The organism is Brevibacterium oceani, assembly GCF_017948325.1.
GTDB classification, from domain to species: Bacteria; Actinomycetota; Actinomycetes; order Actinomycetales; family Brevibacteriaceae; genus Brevibacterium; species Brevibacterium oceani.
In genome coordinates, this window is record NZ_CP072846.1 from 2,893,776 (window position 1) to 2,905,579 (window position 11,804).

The following is an 11,804-nucleotide window of genomic DNA, read 5'->3' on the forward strand; positions in this document are numbered from 1 at the left end:
GGCCAGGATCCGTGCGGCATCTCACCCGTGGGAGCGCGCCCCGCCCCGCGAACGTGCGGCCCGTTCACGACTACACTGGGGCCGTGTTCACCGTTTACACCATCGTCCTCTACGCCGTCACCGGCATCCTGACCCTGTGGTCGATCGTCGAGACCATTCGCAACAGGCCGGCGGGCAAGGCCCTTCTCGGGGCGACTGCCCTGCTGCTGCTTCTGCTCATCGTGCAGCTGATCCTTTCGATCGCGACCTTCGGATCGACCCACGACGTCGATCCGCTGCTCTACTTCGGCTACGTGATCACGGCGATCCTCGTCATCGCCCTCGCCGGGTTCTGGGCATTCGCAGAGCTCAGCCGCTGGGGGCCGGGAGTCCTCGCCGCGGCAGGACTGACGGTGGTCGTGATGATCGAGAGATTGGACCAGATTTGGCAGTGACCAAGAAAAGCCGCTCCCCCTATTCGGCGATGCACACCGGACCCGGTCGGGCGCTGACCGCGGTCTACGGGGTCTTCGCCCTCTCGGCCACGGCACGCGCGGGCTACCAGCTCATCCGCGAATTCGACGTCGCGCCGATCGCGTACACGCTCTCGGCATTCGCCGCGGTCATCTACATCGTGGCGACGGTCTGCCTCGTCATCGGCAAGCGGATCTCGCATCGGATCGCACTGGCCGCGTGCGGGATCGAGTTCATCGGCGTCATCGTCGTCGGCATCCTCAGCTACACCCACCCGGAGGACTTCGCGAAGCCGTCCGTGTGGTCGAACTTCGGCAGCGGGTACGGGTTCATCCCGCTCATCCTCCCGCTCATCGGCCTCTGGTGGCTGATCCGGGTCGGCCGCCGCGCGAACCGCGACTGAGCCGCCCGGCCGCCGCGCGAACCACGCGGCATCACTCCACGCGTGAGGACAGGACGTTCCAGTCGGTGGCCACGGCGGAGACATCGTCACCGGTCTGCATCAGCACGTACGGGTGCGCGGTGTCGACCTTGACGGTGTCGCCGTCCTTGTCGTTCGTCTTCACGGCCTCGACGGTGTCGCCGAGGTCGAGGGCGTAGTCGTTGGGGACCTTGATGGTCAGGGTGCAGCGCACCTCGCCCATCCCGATCGCGCCGTCCTCGGTGGCCAGCGTCATGTCTTTGAACGCCAGATCTTCGTAAGGTTTGCAGTCGACGTCGACCTTGTCGAAGCCGGAGTCCTTGTCCCGCAGACCGCCGAGGTAGTCGCGGAAGTCCTTGAAGCCGCCCTCCTTGAGTCCGCCGGGAGCCCCGGATTCGGCCTTGCCGTCGACGAGGAAGGACGAGACGTCCTTCTCCGAGGTCGCCAGTTCGTCGTCGAAGTCCTCCGGCCCGGTCTCGACGGCCCCGCGATCGTCGGCCATCAGCGTCGGCATCTGGTCGGAGGGGATGTAGGACGATGAGCGCACGAGCGGGTCGGCCGAGGCCGATTCACGGGTCACGAGCGAGACCTGCGTCAGCTGTTCGTCGCCCTCGGTGGAGTTCTTGTCCGCGGTGCCGAAGGCGTAGAACCACATCGGGTAATCGGTGAAGCTCGGGCTGCCCGCGACGACCTCGGTGAAGTTCGGGGCACGCAGCTTCTGCTTGGCCTTGTCCGCGATCTGGATCTGGGCGCGGGTGCGGTCGATGAGCGGGGCGGCCTGGATCTTATCGAGGTCGTCGCCTTTGTTCCCGAGCGTCTTGTCGAGCGACTCGGTGTAGCCCGTCATGAACTTGCCGGCCTCACCCGGGCGCAGCGCGGTGCGCTCGTACGGGGTGGTGTCCGGGTTGCTGGGTTTGGCGATGGGCATGCTCGCACAGCCGCTCAGCGCCAGGGTCGTGCCCAAGGTCGCGGCCGTGACCGCACGCAGCGACCGTCGGTTCCGCAGATCCCGTCGCCGAGGCGGCGCCCCGGTCGGTCGCGCAGGCGGGCCGGATGTGGCCCCGGGCTGCACCGTCGAGATCGGCTGCGTGGCCGGACCCGACTCTGCTCCGGCCGGGCCGCGCCGGCCGGCTCTTGCGTCGTCGGTGGGTGATCCCAGGCCCCCGCCGCCCGGGCCGCTGCCGCCCGGTCCCCCACCGTCAGGGCCGCTGCCGGAGGCGCGGTCCTTCTTAGGCGGACGGATGCGCGACTGCCACCAACGCATGAAGAAGAACGCGGAGAAGCCGGCGAGGATGATGCCGCCGGCGATGCCGAGCAGACTGAGTCCGAGCACACCGCTGACGCGCATGGACACGTCCACGCTCGTCCCGTCGAGGGTGTCGTCGGCGTTGGCCGGCGCGATGACGAGGACCTGCGGTTCGGCATCGAGGTCGAAGGTCTTGGCCACCGACTCGCCCGTGTCCTGGCTGATCCACCAGTCACGGTCGGCGATGGCGGCTTCCGGCTTCGGCTGACCCGGGATGAACCGATGCTCGGTCGCATTCGGGAAGGACACGTCGCTGATCTGCTCCTGGGCGACCCCGTCGAGGTAGCTGTCGGCGTCGACGCCGTTCGCGGTGCCGATGAACAGCTCGGTCCCCTTGGAGTTCTTCGCCTTCACCGTCACGCTCGAGCCCGAATACGGCACGATTCCCTCGTCGAGGACGAGGGCATAGGCACCGTCCTTGACCTTGAACGCAGGGGTCTCGGTGATCTCGTCGGTGCCGACGACCGAGAGCGCGGAGATGACCAGTCCGGCGAGCGTGAGTGCCGCGACGCCGAAGAGGATGGCCGTGATGAGTCGGATTCGCTGGATCAGAACAGTGCCCTCATGAGTGCGGTCCGTGCCTTGGTCACGGCTGGGTCGTCGGCGCCGAGGACTTCGAAGAGCTCGAGGACCCGCAGGCGCAGGGTCTCCTTCTCGTCACCGGTCGTGGTGCGGATGAGGGAGATGAGTCGGTTGAAGCCGCTGCTCGCATTCCCGCCGACGACCTCGGCGTCCGCGGCGGCCATCGCGTGGTCGACGTTCTTCGGGTCAGCATCGGCGGCGGTGATGAGTTCGGCAGGCTCCTTGTCGATGAGGCGACGTCCGAGGCCTGCCCGCGCGAGACCGAATTTGGCTTCGTCGTCGGCCGGGGACTGTGCCAGGGCCGCCTTGAACAGCTGCTCGGCGGTATCGAAGTCACCCTTGGCCAGGGCCTCCTCGGCCTCGGGGTGGGCGGGACCGGCCGGTTCGGGTTCGGCACCGTCGGCCACCGCATAGCCGGTCACGCCGTTCTCTGCGGCGAGCTTGAGCAGTTCGTCGAAGTAGGCGCGGACCTGCTCGTCGGGCACGGCGCTCTGGAAGAGTGGGACAGGCTGGCCCTTGACGATGGCGACGACCGTGGGAATCGACTGCACCCCGAAGGCCTGCTGCAGGCGCGGATTCGCATCGACGTCGACCTTGGCCAGCACGAGACGGCCGCCGTAGGCTTCGGTGACGCGTTCGAGGACGGGTGAGAGCTGCTTGCACGGTTCGCACCATTCGGCCCACAGGTCGATGACGACGGGGACCCGGTCGGACATCGCGACGACACCGTTGAAGCTCGCCTCGTCGACATCGAAGACCAGGGACGGAACGGCCACCGCATTCGGGTCCTGCGCTCCCCCGCCGCCAGCAGCACCCGCTGCACCGGGGCCCGCGGCTCCCGGTCCCGTGGGAGCCTGTCCGGGACTGCCGGCCTGCTCCTGCGGCATGTTCTTGCTGCGCACAGCGGACAGGTCGAGCCCCTGGTTGGGCTGCGTGTTCTCCTGCGAGGGATCCATTGACACGGGGTCTCCTTTATGACGCGTTCGGCGGGTCCGTCGAAGTCGGTCTCGCACCTGGTCCTTGCTTGGAAGCTTATCCAACAGAAGGTATCAACATCGGTGAGCCTGCGGCTATTTCCGCGGCGACTGCTTCGCCAGCCGCCGTCTGCGCAATCGCGTCCGTCGGCGCAATCGCGGACGAACGATGCCGATACCCGACGCCGGTCAGCCCGCCTCGGCTCCGGCCAGGGTCTCGAGGCCGCCGATGAGCTTGACCTTTCCGTCCTTGGGGACGAGGAAGGTGAGCACCTGGGTCGTCTTCGTCGTCACCGGCTCCTTGGTGGAGTCCGATCCGATGAGTTCCTTCTGCGGCGAGGACAGGTTCAGGGTTCCGGTGCGTCCGCCTGTCGATTCGGGGCTGATCGTCGATTCGGCCTGGACGACTCCGGTGACGATGGCGGCATCACCGGCAGTGCCCTGCGCGACGAGCTCCTTGCCCGGCTTGTAGTCGTACTTCACCTCGGCCTTGCCGGCTGCGGCGCTGTCCTTGAGTTCCTTCTGGTTCTTCCAGATGGACTTCGAGAAGTCATCGGCGTCGAACTTCTTCGCTTCCTTCGAGTCCTTGCCGCTGCCCAGGGCCTTCGCATAGTTCGACACGACCGCCTCCGGTGTGGCGACGAAGTCCTTGTCGCCGGGTTCGAGCATCTGCGCTCCCTGCCGGGAGTCAGGCAGCTCGGGCAGCTTCGTGCCGCTCGTCAGCTGGGTCTGCGACCACAGTTTGTAGTCGCTGCGCGGGTCCTCCTGGGTGAGCACCAGCAGCTGGGAGGCTCCACCGGCGGAGGTGATGAGGCTGGTCACGCGCGGCCACGAGTCGGTCGCCGAGGTGTAGTTCGCGACGATCTCGTCACTCGCCACCGCGGCGGGCATCTTCTGGTCTTTGACCTTGTCCTTGACCTTGTAGAGGTCTTCGCGCTGCTGCAGGGCGGGGCCGGCGGCACGCTTGCCCAGCGCCTTCGCATCGGTCTTCTTGTCAGCTGCGTTGACGTCTTCGGCCACCGAGTCGAGGATCCGCTTGGCCTGGTCGTCGGTGACTCCTGCCGCCGCGGAACTCGGAGCTTCGGAGGGTTCGGGCTTCGGCAGCTCTTCGGGCCCACAGGCGCTGAGCGCCAACACGGGGACGATGGCGAAGGCGGTGCCGTATTCGGCGAGCTTGCGGCGACGCTCCTGCCGCGCCTTGCGGCGGTTGGCTTCCTTCTTCGCATTGTTCGCACCGAAGAAGAGCAGCACGAGGCCGCCGAGGAAGATGACTCCGCCGCCGATCATCAGCGGCAGCGCCCACGGGGTGTCAGCATGATTGGGCCACGCCAGTGTCACGGTCTTGACCTGACCGGCGTCGCCGTTGCCGGCGATGAGGAAGCCTGTGCGGTTGGCGTCGTCGTTCCATTCGAGTTCGACCGAATCGGTGCCGTTGACCTCGCTCTGCCACAGGTCGGCACCTTTGGGGTCGGGCACCGAACCGTCGCCGTCCGTGGCCTTGGTCGTGAGCTTCCCGTCCTCGGCGAGGCCGGTGATGCGGTCATAGCCGGACTGTCCGGCCCAGGCTTCGACGTTCTCGATCGGGGCCTGCGCGATGGTGAGATCGCCGCTGCCCTTGACCGTCAGCGTGGTGGGGGTTTCGTAGAGGTTGAGCATTCCGGGGTCGACGACGACCGCCGGTTTGTCGGAGTCGATCTGCGCGGTGGCAGTGATCGTATCCTCCGGCGCCCACAGGGTCTTCTGCAGGATGCCGAGGCCACCGACGACGACACCCACCACCATGAGAATCACAGCGAATGTGTAACGCACGAGCGAACCTTCCCTCAGCCGAGCAAAATGGCACCCCGGTATCGGGGACCCTCCAAGTTTAAGTCACATGCCGGGCATCGCCTTTGTGCGCATGTTCAGTGTGTGTCGACGTTCACACCAGAGACCCTCGCCGAGGCGGCTCCCGCCTACCGTGCGACCATCGCCTGAGGCGGCTGCCGCCCACAGCGAACCCCGCCGTCACGTCGCCTCCCGCCCGTTCCCAAAGGCGCCCCGACGTGTCGCGCGGACGACATCTGCCCTAAGCTGGGCGGGTGAGCAACAACAGAATTGTCTGGATCGACTGCGAAATGACCGGCCTCGACGAGGTCAGGGACGAACTCATCGAGGTGGCTGCGATCGTCACCGACTTCGAGCTCAATCCCCTCGACGACGGCATCGACATCGTCATCAGGCCCTCCGATGAGGCGCGGGCGAACATGAACGACTTCGTCACGAACATGCACAAGACCTCGGGACTGATCACCGAACTCGACGGGGGCACCACCGTCGCCGATGCGCAGGCGAAGGTCCTCGAGTACGTGAAGAAGCACGTCCCGGAGGCGGGCAAGGCACCGCTCGGCGGCAATTCGGTGGGCACCGACAAGGTCTTCCTGACCAAGCAGATGCCCGAGCTCGTCGACTACCTGCACTACCGGATCATCGACGTCTCCTCGATCAAGGAACTGAGCAAGCAGTGGTTCCCCCGCGCCTACTTCCAAGCCCCGGCCAAGCACGGCGGCCACCGGGCACTGGGCGATATCATCGACTCGATCGTCGAGCTCCAGTACTACCGGAAGGCCGTGTTCTCCGCCGAGGGGCCGAGCTCCGATGAGGCGAAGACCATCGCCGCCGAGGTGACCGCGAGCTTCCCGACGGGCACCGAGTCGGGCGAGTCCGACTGACCTGAGGCTCAGCCGGCCTTCTTCGCGGGCTGAGCGAACACCGTGGCGGGGAACGCCCCGGACTGGGCGATGACCTTGATCAGGGTGCGGCTGGGCGAGAGCAGGGCCTCGAGCTCATCGTCGTCGAGGACGGACCAGGCCGCGGCCACGGTCCCGTCGGTGAGCTGCTCGACCTGTTCCCTCAGCTCCCGACCCGCGTCGGTGATGACGGGCAGGTCGTAGTCGCGATCGTCGGTGTCCACGGTGATCAGCCCCGCCTCGGCGAGCCTGGCCTGGGCGGTCTGCCACTCCTCATCGGTGTAGCCGCGGGTCTTCTGCGCCGCGCGGGGGCGGAATCCGGCGCCGGTGGCGACGTCGAGCATGAGCGCGTCGATGCCGGGGACGCCGGCGGTGACGAGGGAGGCGACGTGACCGTCGCCGCGGAACTCACGTGCGATGGTCGCCGAGTCCCACAGCTTCTCGAACACGGTCTCGCCCCGGTGACCGCCGAGCGCATCGGCCGTGGCCGCGGCCAGCGTGCGCCCGGCGAAGTCCATGTTCGCGAGCACGGGCTGGACGGCCTCGTCGACCTGGGTGGCCGCCTCGGTGAGCAGGGCGATGTCGTCACGGTCACCGAAGAGTTCGTCCATGAACGCGGCGACGGCGTCGAAGCGGGCCTGCACCATCTCCTCGGGGGTGACGGTGTCCCACAGCTTCGGCAGCATGTCGGCGACGAAGTTCGGCGAGTAGTTGTAGTAGGCGGCGCTGACGACTCCCGGATTCACCCGCCCCAGCGGTGCCGAGCGGGCGGCCATATTGCCTTCGACCCCGGGTTCGAGGCCGTGCTCGGCGTAGACGGCACCGACCGTCTGTGAGAAGTACATCGATGAGTGGAACGAGTTGAGGCGGGCGGAGATCGTGCGGATGGTCTGTGTGCGCTGGTTGTCCATAGCGTCATCCTATGGGCGTCATCGTCGCAGGTAAATGGGCCACGGGCGGGGAAGAAATTAGCGCAGGCGGATGCGTCCTAAATCGCCCGCACGGCGCGTGCCCCAGCGGCTCTTCCGCACCGCTCGGGCGGTCGGCGACGCCGCAGGGGCGACGGTGTTTGCACTGACGAGCCCCGGTGCTACGGTCTGGACACGGAGTGACAAGGACCGTTCCCGACCTCGACATCGGCCCGGTCGGCAGACGATCCTCGCAACCGCACGGAGTCCTGCTTGGAGGTCAGATGAGGATCGCACTGTTCGCCACCTGCATCGTCGATGCGATGTATCCCGAGGTTGCTCAGGCAACCGTGAGCATTCTCCGCCGCCTCGGCCATGAGGTCGTCTTCCCCGAAGGCCAGTCCTGCTGCGGGCAGATGCACATCAACTCCGGCAAGTTCGCGCAGGCCGAACCGGTCATCGCCAACCACGTCCGCGCCTTCACCAGCACCGAATGGGATGTCGCGGTCGCCCCTTCCGCTTCCTGCGTGGCCTCGCTGGGCCATCAGCAGCCGATGGTCGCACGCCGGCAGGGAAATGAGGCCTTGGCCTCCGAGGCCGCCGAGGTGGCCGACCGCACCTACGAACTCACCCAGTTCCTCACCGACGTCGCAGGTGTCACCGATGCCGCCGCCGACCTCGGGTCCTATTTCCCGCACCGGGTGACCTTCCACCCGTCCTGCCATGGGATGCGGCTGCTGCGCCTTGGCGACCGGCAGTCCTCGCTGGTTCGCTCCGTCGAGGGCATCGACTTCGTGGAACTGCCCCTGGCCGATTCCTGCTGCGGCTTCGGCGGCACCTTCTCCGTGAAGAACCCGGAGGTGTCCTCGGCGATGCTCGCGGACAAGGTGCGCACCGTCCAGGCCACTCACGCGGATGTCTGCACCGGCGGCGACGCTTCCTGCCTGCTCCACATCGGCGGCGGGATCTCCCGCTTCGAACGCACCGGCAGCTTCGGCGGGACCCCGGATGTCACCGCCGTCCACGTCAAGGAGACGAGTTCGACCGATGCGCAGGGCCACACGTCCGAGAAGCTGACGACCGTCGTCGGCGCCGACGATGACGACCACCTCACCCCAGGCGAAAGAGGCACTGCCCCGGCCGAGCCGAGCAGGGCACAGGGGTTCCGTGTCGGTCAGGCCGCGGTCCACCTGGCACGGATCCTCGCCTCGACGAAGGAGGACCCGCTGCGGGTGCCCGGCGAAGGAGCAGAAGTGAGCGGAGGGAGCCTGCGATGACGTTCTTGGGAATGCCGCTGATGCGTTCGCAGCACGCACACAGCGATCTGCCCGGCGGACAGGGCAACATCGTCGAAACCGAGCCCTTCCCCGAGGTCTCGCACCAGCACCTGTCGAACCAGCAGCTGCGCAACAACATCGGCCATGCCACCTCGTCGATCAGGGACAAACGCGCCGGGGTCGTCGCCGAACTCGACGACTGGGAGGAGCTGCGCGAAGCCGGCTCCCGGGCGAAGAACCAGGTGATGGCGAATCTGCCCGAATACCTCGTCGAGTTCGAAGAGAACTTCACCGCCGCCGGTGGAACCATCCACTGGGCCCGGGACGCCGATGAGGCCAACGCCATCGTCACCGAACTCGTAGAGGCCAACGTCCCGGTGCTCGCTAACGGGCGCCGTGAGGTGATCAAGGTCAAGTCGATGGCGACCCAGGAGATCGGGCTCAACGAACATCTCGAGACCCAGGGCATCGACGCCTTCGAGACCGACCTGGCCGAACTCATCGTCCAGCTCGGCGAGGACAAGCCCAGCCACATCCTCGTGCCCGCCATCCACCGCAACCGTGACGAGATCCGCGACATCTTCATGGACAAGATGCCCGACGCCGGGAAGCTGACGAACGACCCGGCGGTCCTCGCCGAGGCTGCCCGTCGACATCTGCGTCACAAGTTCCTGACCACCAAGGTCGCGGTCTCGGGCGCGAACTTCGGCATCGCCGACACCGGCACCCTCGGCGTCGTCGAATCCGAGGGCAACGGGCGGATGTGCCTGACCCTGCCGGAGACCCTGATCACCGTGATGGGCATCGAGAAGCTCCTGCCCAGCTTCGACGATCTCGGGGCGTTCCTCCAGCTGCTGCCGCGGTCCTCGACGGGTGAGCGGATGAACCCGTACACCTCGTTCTGGACCGGACGGACCGAGGGCGACGGACCGCAGAACGTCCACCTCGTCCTCCTCGACAACGGACGCACCCGGGCACTCGCCGACGAGCACGGAAGGACTGCCCTCAACTGCATCCGCTGCTCGGCGTGCATGAACGTCTGCCCCGTCTACGAGCGCACCGGCGGACACGCCTACGGATCGACCTACCCGGGCCCGATCGGAGCGATCCTCTCTCCGCTGCTGACCGGCGTGGAGGACGAGGCGAACGGTTCTCTGCCCTACGCCTCATCCCTCTGCGGGGCCTGCTACGACGTGTGCCCGGTGAAGATCAACATCCCGGAGATCCTCGTCCACCTGCGCAGCGAAGACGTCAAGGCCAACCACTCCCCCGTCTCCACCCAACTCGACACGGCGCTCACGGGAGCGTCGTGGATGATGGGCGACGGCAAGCGGATGGCCGCCGCGGAGAAGGGCCTGCCCTTCGCGCACAAGGCCACTCGCGGCGGACAGATCAACGCCCTCCCCGGCATCGCCGGCGCATGGACGTCGAGCCGGGACATTCCCGGACTGCCGGAGAAGAGCTTCCACCAGCTGTGGGCCGAGTCCGAAGGCCAGGCCGAGTCCGAAGGCCGGACGGATCACGACGGCGAGACCGAGAACGGGGGCGACGAGAAATGACGGACACCGCACGCGAAGAGATCCTCGGACGCATCAATGAGGCCCTCGGTCGCCGAGGTGGCGGCGAGTACGTGTCATCGACCTCCGGCACCGTTCCCTCCGCGCCGACCGGACGGGAGAGCGCCCCCTCGGCCGAGGCCGAGCATGCTCACGCTGGTGCCCCCGCAGCCGGTGGCGGCGTCGTCGGGCAGAGCGCTGACTATGCGCGGACCGGCACGCATTCCGGTGAGGAGCTCATCGAACTCCTCGTCGACCGCCTCGTCGACTACAAGGCCAACGTCCACCGTGTCACAGGCGATCCGGCGAAGACCATCGCCGACCTGCTCGAAGCGGGGTCGAAGATCGTCGTCCCGCGCGGGCTCGACGAGTCGTGGCTGCAGGCGTTCACCGGTGACATCTCGGTCGATGCCCCGGGTGAGGAGCTGAGCATCCCCGAACTCGACTCGCAGGCTGCGGTGGTGACCGCCTCGGCGGTGGCGATCGCGCAGACGGGAACCATCGTCCTCGATGGGTCCCCCGAATGCGGCCGGCGGGCGATCACCCTCGTGCCCGACCATCACATCTGCGTGGTGCGTGTCGCAGACGTCGTCGACATCGTCCCCGAGGGGATCGCACGGCTCGAGGCGACAGCGGCGCTGACGTTCATCTCGGGGCCCTCTGCCACGAGCGACATCGAACTGGAGCGGGTGGAAGGCGTCCACGGTCCGCGCACCCTCGACGTCGTCATCCTCGATTCGTGAGCCTGCCCCGATGCGCGCCGACCGGCCCCCATCGGGGACAATGGTGTCCATGACGAGCGCCCGCACCCTCGAATATCCGCAGCAGCCGCCTCGGCGCAGGTCGAGGCGGAAGACGTGGATCGTCTCCGCGATCGTCATCGTCCTCACCCTCATCATCGGTGTCATCGCCGCCGATCGGATCGTCGACTTCACGACCGAGCAGCGCATCGCCGACGGACTCTCCGACTACGGGGACGCCGACGTCTCCGTCGAGGGGTTCCCCGTGCTCACGCAGATGGCGTCCGGGAAGCTGGACTCCGTGCACATCACCGCGGACGAGGCGACCTATGAGGACGTCGACTTCACCGATGTCGACGCGAAGCTCTACGACGTCCCCACCGACACCTCACGTCCCATCGGCACCGTCGACGCCACCGCGGTCCTCCCCCATTCCACACTCGACGCACTCACCTCCGACCATGCGTCCCTGCCTGCGGGAATGACGTTCACCACCGAAGACGGCGAACTCTTCCTCAAAGGATCCCTGCTCGGCCAGGACCTGCTCATCGGCATCGACCCGAAGGCCGACGGCCGACGTGCCGTCGTCGACGCGTCCGAGATCCGGTTGGGTTCCGCACACGTCGACGTGGACAGCCTGCCCGGGTTCCTCACCTCGGCGATCTCCGACATCGTCATCGATCTGGACTTCCTGCCCGCCGGGCTCGAACTCACCGACATCACCGCCACCGAGGCGGGACTGCAGGTCCGCCTCCACGGATCCGGGGTCACGCTCGAGTGAGACGGCTGGGCCGCGAGTATACGTTGAGCCGAGTGTGCCCGGTGACTCGGGCGGGACGGCTGAGCCGCCTCGGCGAG

General features: G+C 67.2%; 11 protein-coding genes. 7 read left to right on the top strand and 4 right to left on the bottom strand.

The genetic code is table 11. The annotated features are described in order from the left end of the window. The first annotated feature begins 83 nt into the window (after positions 1 to 83). Positions 84 to 434, top strand: coding sequence for a hypothetical protein (locus tag J9314_RS12865; protein ID WP_181276039.1), 351 nt, complete (start codon positions 84 to 86; stop codon positions 432 to 434). Between the two features lie 29 nt (positions 435 to 463). Next, positions 464 to 856 carry a hypothetical protein gene (locus tag J9314_RS12870; RefSeq protein WP_246490753.1) on the top strand — a complete coding sequence of 131 codons (393 nt, stop codon included), beginning with the start codon at positions 464 to 466 and terminating at the stop codon, positions 854 to 856. A gap of 31 nt (positions 857 to 887) precedes the next feature. Here the strand turns inward: J9314_RS12870 and J9314_RS12875 are convergent, their stop codons facing one another. From J9314_RS12875 to J9314_RS12885, 3 genes are all read right to left on the bottom strand, one after another. Next, the gene (locus tag J9314_RS12875) at positions 888 to 2,561 is read right to left on the bottom strand and encodes a hypothetical protein (RefSeq protein WP_246490380.1); all 1,674 of its coding nucleotides are present in this window, start codon (positions 2,559 to 2,561) and stop codon (positions 888 to 890) included. Positions 2,562 to 2,728: 167 nt separating this feature from the next. Beyond that, the gene (locus J9314_RS12880) at positions 2,729 to 3,718 is read right to left on the bottom strand and encodes a tetratricopeptide repeat protein (RefSeq protein WP_210605669.1); all 990 of its coding nucleotides are present in this window, start codon (positions 3,716 to 3,718) and stop codon (positions 2,729 to 2,731) included. A gap of 207 nt (positions 3,719 to 3,925) precedes the next feature. Further along, positions 3,926 to 5,545: a DUF8094 domain-containing protein gene (locus tag J9314_RS12885; RefSeq protein WP_246490381.1), complete on the bottom strand. Its 1,620-nt coding sequence runs from the start codon at positions 5,543 to 5,545 to the stop codon at positions 3,926 to 3,928. 308 nt (positions 5,546 to 5,853) lie between these two features. On the opposite strand from J9314_RS12885, the gene orn reads away from it, so the two are divergent. Then, the gene (orn, locus tag J9314_RS12890) at positions 5,854 to 6,447 is read left to right on the top strand and encodes an oligoribonuclease (protein WP_210605671.1); all 594 of its coding nucleotides are present in this window, start codon (positions 5,854 to 5,856) and stop codon (positions 6,445 to 6,447) included. Between the two features lie 8 nt (positions 6,448 to 6,455). On the opposite strand, the gene J9314_RS12895 is transcribed toward orn, so the two are convergent. Continuing rightward, a complete protein-coding gene (locus tag J9314_RS12895) occupies positions 6,456 to 7,376 on the bottom strand; it encodes a MarR family winged helix-turn-helix transcriptional regulator (RefSeq protein ID WP_210602752.1) in 921 nt (306 codons plus the stop codon). A gap of 281 nt (positions 7,377 to 7,657) precedes the next feature. On the opposite strand from J9314_RS12895, the gene J9314_RS12900 reads away from it, so the two are divergent. From J9314_RS12900 to J9314_RS12915, 4 genes are read left to right on the top strand one after another with little or no spacing between them, the layout of a single operon-like run. After that, on the top strand, positions 7,658 to 8,650 hold the full coding sequence (locus J9314_RS12900; protein WP_210602753.1) for a (Fe-S)-binding protein: 993 nt from the start codon (positions 7,658 to 7,660) through the stop codon (positions 8,648 to 8,650). Then, a complete protein-coding gene (locus J9314_RS12905) occupies positions 8,647 to 10,209 on the top strand; it encodes a lactate utilization protein B (protein ID WP_246490382.1) in 1,563 nt (520 codons plus the stop codon). Before J9314_RS12900 ends, J9314_RS12905 begins: the two co-directional genes overlap by 4 nt. Beyond that, positions 10,206 to 10,949 (top strand): LutC/YkgG family protein, encoded by a 744-nt coding sequence (locus J9314_RS12910; RefSeq protein WP_210602754.1) that lies wholly within the window; start codon positions 10,206 to 10,208, stop codon positions 10,947 to 10,949. The genes J9314_RS12905 and J9314_RS12910 overlap by 4 nt, the downstream gene beginning before the upstream one ends. A gap of 49 nt (positions 10,950 to 10,998) precedes the next feature. Next, positions 10,999 to 11,727, top strand: a complete 729-nt coding sequence (locus J9314_RS12915) for an LmeA family phospholipid-binding protein (RefSeq protein WP_210602755.1) — start codon at positions 10,999 to 11,001, stop codon at positions 11,725 to 11,727. The last annotated feature ends 77 nt before the right edge of the window (positions 11,728 to 11,804 follow it).